Here is a 15,298-nt window from a genome sequence, read left to right as displayed (position 1 = left end):
CTAACCTCATTATAATTGAAAGATTTTGAATTTTTTGTCAAACCTTGTCCCAATTATCGATATTTTTTTGCCAAATTCCGATAAAATCTTTCTTCTATTTTTATATTCCAAATCTCGGTCTTGAGTCTTAGTCGAAAATACAATTCAAGGTCATTTTGAGAAATAGTAATGCATTGTAACATTAAGGTACAAACGAGAAAGGAGAATGAAAATGAAAAAATTACTCTTATTGCTTGCAGCAGTGGTTCTAGTATTCATTATCCTTGGAACATTAGGACCTTTATTAGGGCTAACTTTTGCCTTAGCTTTTGTATTCCTAGGAATGCACTATTACGTTAAAAGTAATTCTGTTTTTAGCAAGGTGATTTGGATATTCATTGGTTTAATTGGATTATTGATGGCTGTATCCAATATCCCTGCTTTAGTTGGTCTTGTAGCAATCGTCCTCTTATATGCGCTATATAAAAAATGGAAAAATGAAGATATTACACTTCCTATCAAAGAAGAGGATGATCCTTTCACAAACTTTGAAAATGAATGGTCAAAAATTACAAAATAAGGAGAGATTTTAAATGATGAGTTTATTAAAACGTTTCCGCTATACATTAGAAGCAGATTTACATGCACTGTTTGACAAAAAAGAAGCGAAAAATCCAATTGCTATATTAAATCAATATATTCGCGAAGCTGAAAAACAAACAGAACAAACAGGGAAACTATTAGAAAGACAAAGATTATTAAAAGAAGAATTGGAACAAAATTTAAAAGAAACTGGCAAAATGCTGGAGAGAAGAACAAATCAATTGGAGTTAGCAAAAGCTAGCGGTGAAGAAGATTTAATTCTCTTTGCGACACAAGAAGTGGAAACTTACAAAAGCCGCCAAATGACATTACAAGAAAGCTTAAATCAAGCGAATGAGGAAGTCATTCAATTAGAACAAAAATTTGAAATGATGAAGCATAAGATTCAAGATATGAAAGTTCGACAATTGCAATTAATGGGGAAAGAAAATGTCGTGCGAGCGAATGTAAAGATGAATCGTGTATTAAATTCTGAAGATATGAACTTCCATGAGCTATCAACTTATATAGATCAACTATCAAATAAAATTGAGAAAAACTACGAATATACTCAACTCGAAACTCGCTTAGCCCTATTAGAACAACAATCAACCAAAAATAACGATGAAACATCGATACTTTCATCAAAGGAATAATCGAACATGCTATAATGAAAAAGATGAGAAATTAAGAAGGGAATTTTCTCCCTTCTTTATTATTATTAAACATTTATCGTGCAACATGAAGGAGGAACCACGTTGAAAAGTTTGACGACGAAGCAGTTAACAACCATTTTTATTATGATGTTGCTTATTGTTTTTGCGGAGCTAACCATTTTCAATAACGGTGGTGCCTTCTTTCTAATTATTGGTGCATTTCTTCTTTATAAAAGTTTTGTAAAAGAGAAAAAGCTGTATTTTTGGTTAGGTGCTTTTTTTATCTTTTTAGCTATTATCACCATTTGGAGTTTGCGATTCTTTATCGTCTGCGTAATCATTTATATTCTCTTTAAACATTTAACAAAACATCATAAAGAAGTAACCATTTTAGCAAAAGACTTTGAATTAGGGACAGTTCAGAAAAATGATTTTATACACACCTCATCCATTCCAATGGAAAATTATAAATGGCAAGATATCCAAATCCAAAACTTTTTAGGCGATTACACGATTGATGTAACAGAAACGATTTTACCAGCAGGTACTTCTGTCATAACGATTCGCCAAGGGATAGGAAAAATAAAAATTATTTTACCTTATGAAATTCCTTTCCGCATTCAATATTCTGCTCTAATTGGTGAGGCAAAATTATTGCATTATTCACCGAAAAGATTGTGGAATGAACGGCTTGTTTTTGAAGATGGTGACCCGAATGAAGCAAAACGAAAACTAGTTATTCATGTGGCTACTTGGCTTGGGGATGTGGAGGTGATTCGGAAATGATTTCACTGATATTCCGCACCTTTACGATTTCACTGATTATTTTAGGTATGTTTTTTGGACTTTTCTATTTATTATATGGTGTACCAAATGAAACAACTTGGAGTCCTATATGGGAAAATTATTATAACGAGCTGCCGCTTTTTGCAATTATTGTAATTGGTACGTTCATTATCAGCTTTTTCATAAGCTTATGGTGGATGATTGTAGAAAAATCAAAAGAATTCACTACATTACATTATGTAAAGCAATTGGCTGAGCCTGAGCTAACTGTTAAACGAAACGTTTCCTATCCACTCCGAAAAGCTTTAATTGAAACGAATGAATTAATCGAAACGCAACGAAAAAGTCTGCAACGTTTATCCAATGAAAAAGCAGAAGCAAGTGACAAAATCATTCAGGAACGTATTATCGCAGAAAGACAAAGACTTGCAAGGGAACTTCATGATTCCGTTTCTCAACAATTGTTTGCTGCGTCGATGTTGTTATCTTCCATAACAGAAACGGAGACTCCACCGGATAATGCAAAACATACGCTAATACAAATTGAAAAAATGGTGCAGCAAGCCCAATTAGAAATGCGTGCATTGTTATTACATCTCCGACCAATCGCATTAAAAAACAATACCCTTGCTCAAGGGTTAAAAGAATTAATTAACGAATTAAAGCAAAAAGTCAACGTTGAAATTGAATATGAAATTGAAGAGATTCAGCTTTCAAAAGCTGAGGAAGACCATTTATTCCGCATCGCTCAAGAAGCGTTATCGAATACATTGCGCCATGCAAAAGCAACGGAAGTGGAACTGCTACTGATTGAAAGAGATCAACTGGCAATATTAAGAATTCAAGACAATGGCCGTGGATTTGATATGAATAAAGAATCCAATACGACTTCTTATGGTTTACGAAACATCGCGGAGCGTGCTGTGGAAATTGGAGGAAAATATAAAATAGTTTCGGTGCCTGGCGAAGGAACGATTGTTGAAGTAAAAATACCATTGAAAGCACAAGATGAGATGGAAGAAAAGATTTCACTTGATGAAATACGGGAAAAGCATTTGATGGAACAGAAAAATTCGGGAGGTGAATCAGATGATTAAAGTATTCATTGCCGATGATCATGAGATGGTTCGCATCGGTGTCTCTGCATACCTATCAGCCCAAACAGATATGACCGTTGTCGGAGAAGCAAGTAATGGTCAAGAGGCAGTGGAAAAAATTCTCCAGCTTAAGCCTGACATTGATATTATCTTGATGGATAATGTGATGCCAGTTATGAACGGTGCTGAAGCGACGAAAGTAATTTTAAAAGCATGGCCGGAAGCAAAAGTTATGATGGTGACAAGTTTTCTTGATGATGATAAAGTTTACCCTGCACTAGAAGCTGGCGCTATCAGCTACATTTTAAAAACTTCCAATGCCAAACAAATTGCAGAAGCGATTCGAAAAACCGTTAGCGGCGAATCCGTGTTGGAACCTGAAGTCACTTCAAAGATGATTAACCGGATGCGAAATACAAATAGCCATCCCCTTCATGAACAATTAACTGATCGGGAAATGGAAGTATTATTACTTATAGCCCAAGGTAAATCAAATCAAGAAATTGCAGATGAATTATTTATCGCTTTGAAAACCGTAAAAACGCACGTGAGCAATATCTTATCGAAATTGGAAGTTCAAGACAGAACCCAAGCAGTGGTATATGCATTCCAAAATGGGCTGGTGAAATAACAAGATATGGGGTGTCTAGAAAGAGGAAAACACCCCTCTCCTTTTCTCCTGCAGTCACTATCCTCGCCCAAAAGATCCATCTCAACATTTAACCACCTCTAAAATCTTCTTACCCCTTCTATTCCAATCGAGTAGGAGGGAGCGATTAACTCCCGTCCTCTCACACCACCGTACGTACGGTTCCGTATACGGCGGTTCAATTAAGATGATTGACGCAAGTCTTTATAACTTCCGTGAATAGCTGTTCTCTTTATGCCAGTGGTCACTCCACCCTCCAAGAGGTCTCCCACGGGATTCACCGCTTCCTTCCTCAAGTGAGGTACTACGTTTTCTGTGTTCATCATGACTCACTGAATGCCAAGGGCTATTCTCTCTTAATTGTTCGGTCCTTCTTAGTAGTTCTAAACCAACTAATACTATGACCTCTGCTGACTTCTGACGGTTCAGCTACTTATCACTAAGTAGGTTATGAAGCGTACTTCACATATCCGCCAGACCTCCCCGGGTAAGAATGTAATCTTTCCTTCCATCTATCTGCTTCATTTACTCTGTACCACCTTTGGCAGAAAGGACTTTGTTTTGTTTAGCAAACTCATCCAATGATACCTAGCCTTATATGAAGTTCGTGTTCCTCAGACCGGAAGTTTGCCGCTCGCTTCCTTCAGATTCCGCGTCACCACGGACACCCTTGCGTTAAGCTAACTGTTACTTCTGCCTTCACAGTTCGGGACTTACACCCTATAGATTACACCCATGCCAGGCGCACTAAAAAAAGAGGATACCTTCTAAATAGAAGATATCCTTCTTTCAGCATTATAAAGCTTTTACTTTTGCCACTACATTGTCGACAGTAAATCCATATTTTTCCATTACCACTTCTCCTGGGGCACTTGCACCAAACTTATCAATCGCAAGTACATCTCCTTCAGTGCCAACATATTTATGCCAGCCTAAAGAAGAACCCATTTCAATAGCCAATCGTTTTGTCACCGCTTTTGGCAATACAGATTCTTTATATTCATCAGATTGCTGTTCAAATCGATCAACAGACGGCATCGATACAACCGATACATCGATACCATCTTCACGTAATTTCTCTTGGGCTTTCACCGCTAATGCTACTTCAGAACCTGTAGCGATTAGAATAGCATCTGGTGTATCTTTTGTCGCTGGTGATACGACATATGCACCTTTTGCAACACCTTCTTTAGCTAGAGCTGCTGTATTTTCAAGCACAGGCAAGTTTTGGCGTGAAAGCACTAAAATTGTTGGTTGATTTGTTGATTGAATGGCAAGTTTCCATGCTTCTTTTGATTCATTTGCATCAGCAGGGCGAATAACAGAAACATTTGGCATAGCACGGAAAGATGCTAAATGTTCAATTGGCTCATGTGTTGGCCCATCTTCCCCTACAGCGATTGAGTCGTGCGTGAACACATAAGTAACTGGTAGTCCCATCAATGCAGATAAGCGAACTGCTGGTCGAATATAATCAGAGAAGACGAAGAATGTACCACCAAATACTCTTAAACCACCATGTAGCGCCATACCGTTTAAAGCTGCACCCATCGCAAACTCGCGCACGCCAAACCAAACGTTGCGACCTTCAGGTGTTTGCGCTGAAAAATCGCCTCCACCTTTAATTGTTGTTTTGTTAGAACCAGCAAGGTCGGCACTTCCTCCAAAGAAATAAGGCACTTTTTTCGCTAATGCATTAATTACATCGCCAGAAGATGAACGAGTCGCAATAGATTTTCCAGGCTCATATGCAGGAATCTCTTCATCAAAATCTTCCGGAAGTTCATTATTCATAGCTTTAATAAATTGCTCTGCTAATTCTGGATATTCCTTTTTATAGTTTTCAAATTTCTCGTTCCATTCTGCCTCAGCCTGTACACCGTTTACTTCAGCAGCTGCTTTGAATGTTTCATACACTTCTTCCGGAATTTCAAACGGCTCGTGCTTCCAGCCATAGAATTCCTTCGTTAACTGAACTTCGTCAGCTCCAAGTGGTGCACCGTGAACATCGGATTTTCCAGATTTATTTGGCGAACCATAACCAATTACTGTTTTTATTTCAATTAATGTTGGTTTCCCTTTTGACTGCTTTGCTTGTGCAATGGCGTCATTAATTGCATCCACATCTGTGCCATCTTCTACACGAATATAGTTCCATCCACAAGCTTCAAAACGTTGTTGAATGTTTTCAGAGAAGGCTTTTGAAAGATCGCCGTCTAATGAAATATCATTTGAATCGTAAAGTACGATTAATTTTTCAAGTTGTAAATGTCCTGCTAATGAAATAGCTTCGCCAGCAACGCCTTCCATTAAATCTCCATCACCGCAAAGAGCAAAAGTATAATGATCTACAATTTCATGACCAGGTTTATTGTATGTAGCTGCTAAGTGACGTTCAGCCATCGCCATACCAACAGCCATTGCAATACCTTGTCCAAGTGGGCCAGTTGTTGCTTCAACCCCTACTGTGTGACCGTATTCAGGATGCCCAGGCGTTTTTGAACCCCATTGGCGGAAATTTTTGATTTCTTCCATATCTAAGCCATATCCACCTAAATGGAGAAGGCTGTATAATAACATGGAACCGTGTCCTGCGGAAAGAATAAAGCGGTCGCGGTTAAACCATTTTGGGTTTTTTGGATTATGGCGCATTTGTTTCGTCCATAATGTGTATGCCATTGGAGCTGCACCCATTGGAAGACCTGGATGCCCAGAGTTCGCTTTTTCAATGGCGTCAATTGATAAAGTTCGGATTGCGTTAATTGCAAGTAAATCCGCTGTAGTCGTCATATGATTGACATCCTTTCTCGTGCTAAATATTTGTTCCGTATTCAGTTTAGACAACATTTACAGAGAAAACAATCTAATTTTTAGGAATGTCATATTTTTTACTTTAGATAGCAATATACTTATAACTCGTTAATTTAATTTATTGCGGCGAAGCTGTTTTATTTTATCCGGTGTGACATCGTTACCTTCGATATCATATACTTGCACATTTTCAATGGTCTTTCTAAAAGACTCACGGAAAGCCTCTAAATATTCTTTCCTTAACATTGTGCGCTCTTTCGCTTCTTCTTCTGTTAATTTACCCTCCTTCGCTTTTCTCGTTAATTCATTGATGCGGGCAATTTTTTCTTTAGACAACATTCCATTCACACCTTTCCTTTTCAATACATAAAAGGATATGCAAAAAAGACTCGAAGTGCAAGTAGATTAATCTTCGAGTCTTTCTTTATATTCCATATATCTGCGATGAACAGTTGCTTTACTTACCTCATATCCTAAACCTCTCAAAATTGAAGCAATTTCTTGGAATGTTAATCCTTTTTCCCGTAAATTGACAATTTCTTCAATCGGAACATCAATCCGTTCTCTCCCTTCACGTTTATGTTTATTTTTAAAATTCCGTTCAGGGCGATATCCGTTTTCCACTGCTCGACGCATTCCTCGTTTTATTTTGGCATTATGTATTTTCCGCTGATATTCTTCAACAATGGCTAAAATTTCTAACAGCATCGTATCCATTTCATTCATTGTTAATGGACCGGCATCATTAAGAGAATATATTTCTATATCGCTTTTTTTTAGCAAATGCAATACTGCAACGCGGGCATGTCCACGGCCTAAACGCGTTTCATCTTGAACGAAAACACTTCCAATATTGTGTTCCACAATATAATCCATCATTTCGAGCAATCCTTCTCGGTTTACATCATAACCGCTATGTTGATCTTCGAAAATGTTGACTACTTGAAACCCTAATTGTTGGGCATAGATTGAGAGTTCCTCTTTTTGTCGTTCTAATGAAGTTTCTTGCTCGTTTTTTTCAGTGCTTACCCTTGCATATATAACCGCTTTATTTTCTTTCATTGTCTTTTACAGCTACCTTTATTGATTGAATTTCTTCTTCATTCATCGCAATATAGATTGCATCTTTCGGAATAGGAATCATTAATGTCTCACCTGCAATGATATAATCAACGTTGATGTTGTTTTCCTTCGCTACTGTTCGAATCCATTCCTCCGTCGTCATATATCCTTTATAGCGATCTGCTAATGTCCAAAGCGTATCGCCTTCTTTAATTGTAATTTGTTCAAACGTCATATCTCCATCATCTGTAATGAAAATATAAGCAATAATGAGTAATGTTACAATAGATAGAATTTTAATATAATGATTCTTCTCTAACCAACTCATTTTCCGTTCCCCTTTTCTCGAATACTCGTTCGGAATATCTGTTCTTAATATAATACGAACGTACGTTTTTGTCAATAGGTTTTTCGAACTTGTGTTTGCATTGTTCGAGATGTGCTGTTATACTATATGTAAAATATGTAAAACTATTCACATTAGAGGTGACCAACATGGAGAAATTATCAAAAAGGCAAAAGGATATTTTAGAATTTATAAAAGAGGAAGTTCGAGCAAAAGGGTATCCTCCATCCGTTCGCGAAATAGGTGAAGCAGTTGGGCTTGCCTCTAGCTCAACAGTACACGGTCACCTTACGCGCCTAGAACAAAAAGGATATATTAGGAGAGATCCTACTAAACCTCGAGCAATAGAAATATTGGATAGTGACGAAGTGGTTCAAAAACAGCCAGTTGTCCATGTGCCATTAGTGGGTAGAGTAACTGCTGGTAGTCCAATTACAGCGATTGAAAATATAGAAGAATATTTTCCGCTACCTGCTACATACGGAACAAGTGAAGATCAGCTGTTCATGCTAGAAGTAATGGGAGATTCGATGATTGAAGCCGGTATTTTAGATGGAGATTACGTCGTTGTGAAAAAGGCATCTACTGCAAACAACGGAGAAATTGTAGTTGCCATGACGGAAGAAAATGAAGCGACTGTGAAACGATTTTATAAAGAAAAGAATTATTTCCGCTTACAACCTGAAAACTCTTCTATGGAACCAATCATTGTCGATAATGTCACGATTTTAGGAATTGTAGTTGGTTTATATAGAAAATTTCATTAATTACTAGAAAAAACTCGCAAACTATTCATCTGAATGCGAGTTTTCTTCATTATTATTCTTTTGTACAAGCAGCAACAAATGCTTTGAATAATTTTATTGCTCCTTCCTCACCATTAAAAGCCAGCTCTTCTGGATGCCATTGAACGCCGATGCAAAATGGTGAAGTTTTATGTTCTACCGCTTCCACGATGCCGTCGCTAGCCACTCCGACAATTGTCAGGTCTTCCGCAATTTCTTTTACAGCTTGATGATGGAAGGAATTCACTGCTATTTTTGTGGAGCTTACAACTTGCTGCAATTTACACTTATCTTGAAGATGAACAAAATGGGATGTTTCGGAACGATGAGAATTTTGGGTATGCAGAAGAATTTCTCTTTCATTTTGTGAGTAAATATCTTGGATAATTGTCCCACCTAGCGCTACGTTTAACACTTGCAATCCACGGCAAATTGCAAGAATCGGGATATTTCGTTGAAGTGCAATCTTTGTCCATTGAATTTCCCTTTCGTCACGCTTTGTTACAACTCTCCCCAATTTTGGAAGCGGTTCTTCACCAAAAAAAATGGGATTGATATCTCCTCCTCCTGTGAGCAATAATCCATCGATTTTATTTATCAATTGTTCTCCATCTTCTTCTGAAATATAAGGAAGGCAAATTGGAATTCCACCTGCATTGAGAACGGCTTGCACGTATGAATCATTTACCCGATATGTTCCCCCCTCCCAATCCATTGTTATCCCTATAATTGGTTTCATATAGTCATCCCCCTTGCCATTATATTATGTAATATATTTTATTATATTTGAATTGTATAGGAATATTTTGGTATTTTTTTGAGTATTCATTTTATGGGAGACTCTTTGCATAATCGTGAATCTTTACACAAGAGAAACGAATTATTTGCTCCTGATACTTCATATCTGCTCAAGTGGACATCCTTTTCGCACAAGAATACTCCATCTACACTAGTGGGCACTCTAAACATGTTGTTTTTTATCTGCTCAAGTGGACACCCCTTTTATACACACATGTTGGTATTATTTGCACTTTATTCGCACAAGTGGCTGTTCTATCTACACAAGCAAGCACTCTATTCGCACATGTTGCTACCCTATCTACACAAGCAGACACCCTATTCGCACGAGTTGCCACCTTATCTACACAAGCAGACACCCTATTCGCACATGTTTCAACTTTATCTACACGAGCGGACACTCTATCTGCACAAGCAAGTATGCTCATGCTCCTGTCAAGTAGACATTTTTATCCGCCCCGTATTAATCCAAATTTATGCTGCTTTTGTTCTATATTCCATCGGGCTCATTTTTAGTTTAGTTACGATACGTTTGGTGTTATAATAATTAATATAGTTTTCTACTGCTTCGTAAATTTCTCGTACAGTTTCGGGTTGGCTAAAACATCCAAGTTCAACCTTCAGATGACTAAAGAAATTTTCGATGCAGGCATTGTCCCAGCAGTTGCCTCTGCGGGACATGGATTGAGTTATCTCCATCTCACGGAGATACTCTTGATAATCGGGATTAGTAAAGTGAGTGCCTTGGTCACTATGGAGAATCGCTCCTTTACTATATCCCCTTTTTTTAAGCATTTCTAAGGCGCGATACACTAATTTCATTTCCAAACTTGTCCCCATTGAATAAGCCACGATTTCCTCATTAAATAAGTCTTTAATGGCACAGAGATATACCCATTTTTGACGTCCTCTTTTCACGCGAATATACGTAATATCAATGGAAAACTTTACTCCTTCTCGAATGGCTTTGAAGTTACGGCTAAGAAGATTGGGAATTTTTCCATGAACACTTGGACGATATCTAAATTTCTTTTGGCGAATTTTGCATACCAATCCATATTTCCTCATTAAACGGGCAATCCGTTTTTCATTGATGACTAACCCATATTGTCTTTCCAATTCAATTTTGATTCGTTTTCTCCCCACAGTACCACGGTGATCGTTAAACACCTTTAGGATATAAGGGATTAACCGTTCATCAATTTGATCACGATGTTTTTCTCCATTTCTCTTTAACCATTTATAATAACCCGCACGGGATACATTGGCGATTTCCGCTAAAATAGAAATCGGATATTGTTCTGCGTAAGCGTGAATAAAGGCAAATTGTTGTTCTTTGTCATTCACCCCTTTCTTAGATCTAACAACTTTTTTAAGTATTCGTTCTCCAACTGTAATAGGAGATATTTTTCTTCCAAAGATTTTTCAACAGGCGACTGTTTCTGTTTAGCTACTTTTTCTCTTTTGGTTAAGAGAGCTTCATAGCCTCCTTCTTTCACAATTTTCACCCATTCAGAGACTCTTCTCCGATGAATGTTATATATTTTAGCTACCTCTGTGGAAGAATACCCTTCGAAATATTTTTCAATGACTTGTTTTTTGAATTCAAATGTGTAATATCGATATTTTTTCGCCATTTCCATATCCTCCATTCATGTACGAAGTACGCCACCATTGACACCTACCTGATTGTCCGTAGTGATTGTAGATTGCAGATGATCTCAAAAAATAGCTCCTTGCGCTCACTCCGTTTGTCATTGTACTACGGACAAATCGCTTCTAAGTACTTGTTGGCGGGGCCCCGACCCCATCCACCAAGTACTAAGAATCGTGGTAGGTGTCAATGGCATTGCAGCTACGCTGTGGCTTTTTAATAAACCCAATAAATTCCCACATTTTATATTTATTATGCTCATCTTATGGGCGCTTTAATGTGTAAACTTTACAGGTATAATAGCAGTACTTTATCCGCACAAGTTGCCACCTTATCTACACAAGCAGACACCCTATACGCACGAGTTGCCACCTTATCTACACAAGCAGACACTCTATTCGCACATGTTTCAACTTTATCTACACGAGCGGGTACTCTATCTGCACAAGCAAGTACTTTATCCGCACGAGTTGCCACCTTATCTACACAAGCAGACACCCTATTCGCACATGTTTCAACTTTATCTACACGAGCGGACACTCTATTCGCACATGTTTCAACTTTATCTACACAAGCCGGTACTCTATCTGCACATGTTGGTACCCTATCTACACAAGCGACACTCTATTCGCACATGTTTCAACTTTATCTACACAAGCGGACACTCTATTCGCACGAGTTGCCACCTTATCTACACAAGCGACACTCTATTCGCACATGTTTCAACTTTATCTACACAAGCGGACACTCTATCTGCACATGTTGGTACCCTATCTACACAAGCGGATACCTATTCGCACATGTTTCAACTTTATCTACACGAGCGGGTACTCTATCTGCACAAGCAAGTACTTTATCCGCACGAGTTGCCACCTTATCAAGCTTCAAAAACCTAACCTCACACACTATTGTTTTAACCCAAACAAAAAAGCACCACCCAAAATAGGTGATACTCTCCTTGATAAATTTTAATGAAACAACCACCAATACCACCGGATGATTGTACCGCCGTAAAAATACACGATGACCGCTGCCAATGCAATGGACGGGCCAAATGGAACAGGAGTTTTGCGACCTTGATTTCGCACCGATAACACAATCATACCGACAATCATGCCGATGACGGATGCTAAAAATAAAGTTAGCAAGGTTTTCAAAGTCCCTAAAACCAGACCGATTAAGAAAAATAGTTTAATGTCGCCGCCACCCATTCCTCCTTTTGAAATTACCGCTATCAAAAGCAATATTCCAAAACCTATCACCGCACCAAGAAAAGCATCCCACCACGGTTCAATCGGCGAAAGAATGCGACCTAAGATTAGCAATGGTAAAAAGAAAAGAAGCACTTTGTCCGGAATAATCATATATTTTAGGTCAGATACGACAATGATCACTAATAATGAAATAAAGAAAAGCGCAATGGCCAATTCAATGGACAATCCGAGCTGTATATAACTAAATGCAAACAGTAAACCTGTTGCAAGCTCTGAAACTACATAAATCGGCGAAATCTTCGCTTCACACGTCCGGCATTTTCCTCGTAACCATATGTATGAAAATACAGGAACTAAATCAATCGCAGTCAGTCGCCTTTGACAATTCGGACAATGGGATGGTGGAGTAATGATTGACTCTTTCTTAGGAATTCTTAGGCCTACAACGTTAAAAAATGACCCAAACACAATTCCAAATAGGAAGAAAAAAATTCCATACACAATTTCCATGTAAAGCGCTCCTCACAAAATCGATTGACTATTCATCTCCTTCATAATAGAAGGTTGTCACTTGAACAGTTGCTTCGATGCTATCCACTGGATCCTCAGCGAATTCATTTTCTTCCCCAGGCAGAGAAAAATCGATAATATCAATATGCATAATACGTTCTATTTTTTCAATTTCTTTAATAAAATGGACTAGATGCTGGAAATCTGGGGATTCCACATTGACTTCAAATGTAATTAATTTTAACTCTGGAGGTAAAGATTCTTTTGCAATTGTCGAAACAGGTCTTTCGTTTGAAGACGTTTCTTCCCCAGAGTCATCTACATTTTCACTGTCTTCTGTTGGAGCGTTAGGGTCTTCCAACTCGGAATTAGAAACAAGCGTATCGTAGTTGTTAAAATCAACTGATAAAATTTTTGTGCCCGATACATATTGAGTTTCTTCTATATTTAATATGAGATCATCTAAATTTCTTGTAGCAGGAACTTTCTGACGCATTTCAAAAAGCGTTGCTTCGTCAATGCTTTTACTAGCATTAATTTCCTCGATTTGTTGTTGAATTGTGGTCATTTCAGAGCGAGTCGAAGCAATGGACGATTCGAGTGAGGCGACTTCCTCTTTTTTCGGTAAAATAACGTAATAATATACAGCAAATAACAGTGCTGCTACGAGGGCAATAATCAACAAGGTGGATGAATTTTTACCACTTGTTAATTTCATCTGTCAACACCTCCAGCAGCTAAATATTGTTGATCGATAAAGAGCGTAAATACTACTTCATATCGAGGAATTTCGTTGAAGTTTGTTGAGTCATCCTCTTCCTCGAAATCACTAGGATCAAAATGTTCTATGGAAGTCACTTGCACATCTTGGAAGTAAGCGCTTCCTGTTAGTCGAGACAAATAGTTCGCTATGTCGCTTAATGTTTCAAAGTCCATTGTTACCTCTGCTGTCTTTGCGTCAAATGTATATTCCCTTAAATAAGAATGTCCCGTCTGCAAACGAATCGTTTCATCGATTATGGGTGAAACTGGATACGAAATTGTCTCAACAAATTCAATGGATTGCTTTAACGAACCTGTGTTAACGGTCATGCTGTCGAGTTCTTCTTGCAATTGATTCCGCTCTGCAATCACTTGTTGTTCTTCGCTTCGCAAATGTGCAATTTCGCCTCGAATTTTAAAATATTGGAACACAAAAAAAGCAACGAGAAGTAAAACAACAATTGTTAAGAGAATATAGAGATTTTTCGATGCGGACTCCCTTTTATCGACTCTCGGCAACAGGTTAATATCTGGGATCATGATTAACCTCCTTTAAGGCCAGTCCCATTAACGATGCATGTTTTGCCTTCAATTCGGGATAATATTGTTGAATAAACGAATCATTAATTAATTGCATAGGTAAATCAAAACTTTGTTGCAGAAAAGAATGAATTTCATCAAGATAGGGGTTATCCCCCATGACGATGATTTCATCGACTCCCTTTTCTCCTTTATTTAAAGAGAAACGGAAGAAATTCATGATGCGATCGAGCTCTAACACTTGGTCTGAAATGAGCATGCGATAATCTTCAAACTCTCCATAATAGGAGAAGTCTAGTTGATGCTCACCCACTTCTTCCGCCTTCCATCGGCTCAAATCCGTATCAATGGGTTGAAAACGTTGGAATTCGACATTCCCTTTAGAATAAATCGTAATGGATAATTCATTAAGTAACCAATTTGTCAGCAAATAGGTTTTTTGTTCATTTAATAGATTCAACGATTCAAGCAATCGTAAATTACAGAGTGCCCGAACATCCGCCGCTTCCGGATGCATCGAAATATCTAAAAATAAATGTATGTATTTATTCACTTGTTCAGAGCTTGCGGCAAACAGCATCGCCTTGCCGTCCCCTTCCTCCGGGTCAAACACATCAATAAGGGGCTCTTCAAATGGAAGATGAATGGAGTAACCTATTTCCATTTCCGCATATTCTCTTAATTTAGTTGCTTCAATATCATTCGGATGTTCAAACGATTTTAATAGAATGAAAGAATCCGGAACGAGAAAACGAACATGTTGGTTTTTCCCACCCCATTTGGGAGCGTATTTTTTTAAGAGTTCATACAGAGTCAACTCATCTTTTACGTCAGATTCTTCAATTACCCCTTCTGGAATGGCAATCTCCATTACTTTCGCCTGCGATAGATCTGATCCCTTCATCACAAGGGAGCGAAGTACGTAATCATTGATTTCAATGGATACATGAGATTTTTTCTTTCGTCTAAACATACGCAGGGCTCCTTTTTTCCAGCATAAAAAATTATTCTCAAATATTAGTTTTCCATTTCCACCCCCGAAAAAACTCTTTCAGGAGTGGTTTGGA

The 15,298-nt window shown here is 38.0% G+C and carries 19 protein-coding genes; 6 read left to right on the top strand and 13 right to left on the bottom strand.

All coding sequences use genetic code 11. The features are described 5' to 3' along the window. Window positions 1-211: 211 nt before the first annotated feature. From UtA1_RS08875 to UtA1_RS08855, 5 genes are all read left to right on the top strand, one after another. Window positions 212-559 (top strand): lmo0954 family membrane protein, encoded by a 348-nt coding sequence (locus UtA1_RS08875; RefSeq protein ID WP_096550748.1) that lies wholly within the window; start codon window positions 212-214, stop codon window positions 557-559. Between the two features lie 13 nt (window positions 560-572). Further along, complete coding sequence (locus UtA1_RS08870) at window positions 573-1,217, top strand: PspA/IM30 family protein (RefSeq protein ID WP_096550747.1); 645 nt, start codon at window positions 573-575, stop codon at window positions 1,215-1,217. A 102-nt stretch (window positions 1,218-1,319) separates the two neighbouring features. Then, the gene (gene liaF / locus UtA1_RS08865) at window positions 1,320-2,003 is read left to right on the top strand and encodes a cell wall-active antibiotics response protein LiaF (protein ID WP_096550746.1); all 684 of its coding nucleotides are present in this window, start codon (window positions 1,320-1,322) and stop codon (window positions 2,001-2,003) included. Continuing rightward, window positions 2,000-3,100, top strand: coding sequence for a sensor histidine kinase (locus tag UtA1_RS08860; protein ID WP_016836876.1), 1,101 nt, complete (start codon window positions 2,000-2,002; stop codon window positions 3,098-3,100). Before liaF ends, UtA1_RS08860 begins: the two co-directional genes overlap by 4 nt. Beyond that, entirely contained in the window at window positions 3,093-3,731 is a 639-nt protein-coding gene (locus UtA1_RS08855; RefSeq protein ID WP_096550745.1) for a response regulator transcription factor, read from the top strand. Before UtA1_RS08860 ends, UtA1_RS08855 begins: the two co-directional genes overlap by 8 nt. A 200-nt stretch (window positions 3,732-3,931) precedes the next feature. Here the strand turns inward: UtA1_RS08855 and UtA1_RS17150 are convergent, their stop codons facing one another. The 5 genes from UtA1_RS17150 to yneA form a co-directional block, all read right to left on the bottom strand. After that, the gene (locus UtA1_RS17150) at window positions 3,932-4,075 is read right to left on the bottom strand and encodes a hypothetical protein (protein WP_172597779.1); all 144 of its coding nucleotides are present in this window, start codon (window positions 4,073-4,075) and stop codon (window positions 3,932-3,934) included. A 469-nt stretch (window positions 4,076-4,544) separates the two neighbouring features. Beyond that, window positions 4,545-6,539, bottom strand: a complete 1,995-nt coding sequence (gene tkt / locus UtA1_RS08845; RefSeq protein ID WP_096550744.1) for a transketolase — start codon at window positions 6,537-6,539, stop codon at window positions 4,545-4,547. 129 nt (window positions 6,540-6,668) lie between these two features. After that, complete coding sequence (locus tag UtA1_RS08840) at window positions 6,669-6,899, bottom strand: DUF896 domain-containing protein (protein ID WP_016836873.1); 231 nt, start codon at window positions 6,897-6,899, stop codon at window positions 6,669-6,671. Window positions 6,900-6,965: 66 nt separating this feature from the next. Then, window positions 6,966-7,622: a YneB family resolvase-like protein gene (locus UtA1_RS08835; protein ID WP_016836872.1), complete on the bottom strand. Its 657-nt coding sequence runs from the start codon at window positions 7,620-7,622 to the stop codon at window positions 6,966-6,968. Continuing rightward, window positions 7,609-7,950, bottom strand: a complete 342-nt coding sequence (gene yneA / locus UtA1_RS08830) for a cell division suppressor protein YneA (RefSeq protein ID WP_016836871.1) — start codon at window positions 7,948-7,950, stop codon at window positions 7,609-7,611. Before yneA ends, UtA1_RS08835 begins: the two co-directional genes overlap by 14 nt. 167 nt (window positions 7,951-8,117) lie before the next feature. On the opposite strand from yneA, the gene lexA reads away from it, so the two are divergent. Next, entirely contained in the window at window positions 8,118-8,735 is a 618-nt protein-coding gene (gene lexA / locus UtA1_RS08825; RefSeq protein WP_016836870.1) for a transcriptional repressor LexA, read from the top strand. Between the two features lie 52 nt (window positions 8,736-8,787). On the opposite strand, the gene UtA1_RS08820 is transcribed toward lexA, so the two are convergent. The 8 genes from UtA1_RS08820 to pilM form a co-directional block, all read right to left on the bottom strand. Then, the gene (locus UtA1_RS08820) at window positions 8,788-9,492 is read right to left on the bottom strand and encodes a gamma-glutamyl-gamma-aminobutyrate hydrolase family protein (protein ID WP_096550743.1); all 705 of its coding nucleotides are present in this window, start codon (window positions 9,490-9,492) and stop codon (window positions 8,788-8,790) included. Between the two features lie 533 nt (window positions 9,493-10,025). Further along, window positions 10,026-10,898 (bottom strand): IS3 family transposase, encoded by an 873-nt coding sequence (locus tag UtA1_RS08815; protein WP_096550742.1) that lies wholly within the window; start codon window positions 10,896-10,898, stop codon window positions 10,026-10,028. Continuing rightward, on the bottom strand, window positions 10,895-11,188 hold the full coding sequence (locus UtA1_RS08810) for a helix-turn-helix domain-containing protein (RefSeq protein WP_172597841.1): 294 nt from the start codon (window positions 11,186-11,188) through the stop codon (window positions 10,895-10,897). Before UtA1_RS08810 ends, UtA1_RS08815 begins: the two co-directional genes overlap by 4 nt. 305 nt (window positions 11,189-11,493) lie before the next feature. Continuing rightward, window positions 11,494-11,745: a hypothetical protein gene (locus tag UtA1_RS17145; RefSeq protein ID WP_096550741.1), complete on the bottom strand. Its 252-nt coding sequence runs from the start codon at window positions 11,743-11,745 to the stop codon at window positions 11,494-11,496. A 428-nt stretch (window positions 11,746-12,173) separates the two neighbouring features. Further along, window positions 12,174-12,929 (bottom strand): prepilin peptidase, encoded by a 756-nt coding sequence (locus UtA1_RS08800; protein ID WP_096550739.1) that lies wholly within the window; start codon window positions 12,927-12,929, stop codon window positions 12,174-12,176. Window positions 12,930-12,957: 28 nt separating this feature from the next. After that, window positions 12,958-13,647 (bottom strand): potassium transporter, encoded by a 690-nt coding sequence (locus UtA1_RS08795; protein WP_096550738.1) that lies wholly within the window; start codon window positions 13,645-13,647, stop codon window positions 12,958-12,960. Further along, window positions 13,644-14,231, bottom strand: a complete 588-nt coding sequence (locus UtA1_RS08790; protein WP_096550737.1) for a hypothetical protein — start codon at window positions 14,229-14,231, stop codon at window positions 13,644-13,646. The genes UtA1_RS08795 and UtA1_RS08790 overlap by 4 nt, the downstream gene beginning before the upstream one ends. Beyond that, on the bottom strand, window positions 14,215-15,204 hold the full coding sequence (gene pilM / locus UtA1_RS08785; protein WP_096550736.1) for a type IV pilus biogenesis protein PilM: 990 nt from the start codon (window positions 15,202-15,204) through the stop codon (window positions 14,215-14,217). Before pilM ends, UtA1_RS08790 begins: the two co-directional genes overlap by 17 nt. Window positions 15,205-15,298 lie beyond the last annotated feature (94 nt).

Source organism: Ureibacillus thermosphaericus (genome assembly GCF_002370195.2).
Lineage (GTDB): Bacteria > Bacillota > Bacilli > Bacillales_A > Planococcaceae > Ureibacillus > Ureibacillus thermosphaericus.
Note: the sequence above shows the minus strand (reverse complement) of the source record. Positions and strands in the feature narration are given on the sequence as shown.

Coding starts and splice junctions, on each gene's coding strand:
- pilM (WP_096550736.1), bottom strand. CDS start 15,204: ATGTTTAGACGAAAGAAAAAATCTCATGTATCCATTGAAATCAATGAT.
- UtA1_RS08870 (WP_096550747.1), top strand. CDS start 573: ATGATGAGTTTATTAAAACGTTTCCGCTATACATTAGAAGCAGATTTA.
- UtA1_RS08820 (WP_096550743.1), bottom strand. CDS start 9,492: ATGAAACCAATTATAGGGATAACAATGGATTGGGAGGGGGGAACATAT.
- UtA1_RS08790 (WP_096550737.1), bottom strand. CDS start 14,231: ATGATCCCAGATATTAACCTGTTGCCGAGAGTCGATAAAAGGGAGTCC.
- tkt (WP_096550744.1), bottom strand. CDS start 6,539: ATGACGACTACAGCGGATTTACTTGCAATTAACGCAATCCGAACTTTA.
- UtA1_RS08795 (WP_096550738.1), bottom strand. CDS start 13,647: ATGAAATTAACAAGTGGTAAAAATTCATCCACCTTGTTGATTATTGCC.
- lexA (WP_016836870.1), top strand. CDS start 8,118: ATGGAGAAATTATCAAAAAGGCAAAAGGATATTTTAGAATTTATAAAA.
- UtA1_RS08810 (WP_172597841.1), bottom strand. CDS start 11,188: ATGGCGAAAAAATATCGATATTACACATTTGAATTCAAAAAACAAGTC.
- UtA1_RS08860 (WP_016836876.1), top strand. CDS start 2,000: ATGATTTCACTGATATTCCGCACCTTTACGATTTCACTGATTATTTTA.
- yneA (WP_016836871.1), bottom strand. CDS start 7,950: ATGAGTTGGTTAGAGAAGAATCATTATATTAAAATTCTATCTATTGTA.
- UtA1_RS08840 (WP_016836873.1), bottom strand. CDS start 6,899: ATGTTGTCTAAAGAAAAAATTGCCCGCATCAATGAATTAACGAGAAAA.
- UtA1_RS08800 (WP_096550739.1), bottom strand. CDS start 12,929: ATGGAAATTGTGTATGGAATTTTTTTCTTCCTATTTGGAATTGTGTTT.
- UtA1_RS08855 (WP_096550745.1), top strand. CDS start 3,093: ATGATTAAAGTATTCATTGCCGATGATCATGAGATGGTTCGCATCGGT.
- UtA1_RS17150 (WP_172597779.1), bottom strand. CDS start 4,075: ATGATGAACACAGAAAACGTAGTACCTCACTTGAGGAAGGAAGCGGTG.
- UtA1_RS08835 (WP_016836872.1), bottom strand. CDS start 7,622: ATGAAAGAAAATAAAGCGGTTATATATGCAAGGGTAAGCACTGAAAAA.
- UtA1_RS08875 (WP_096550748.1), top strand. CDS start 212: ATGAAAAAATTACTCTTATTGCTTGCAGCAGTGGTTCTAGTATTCATT.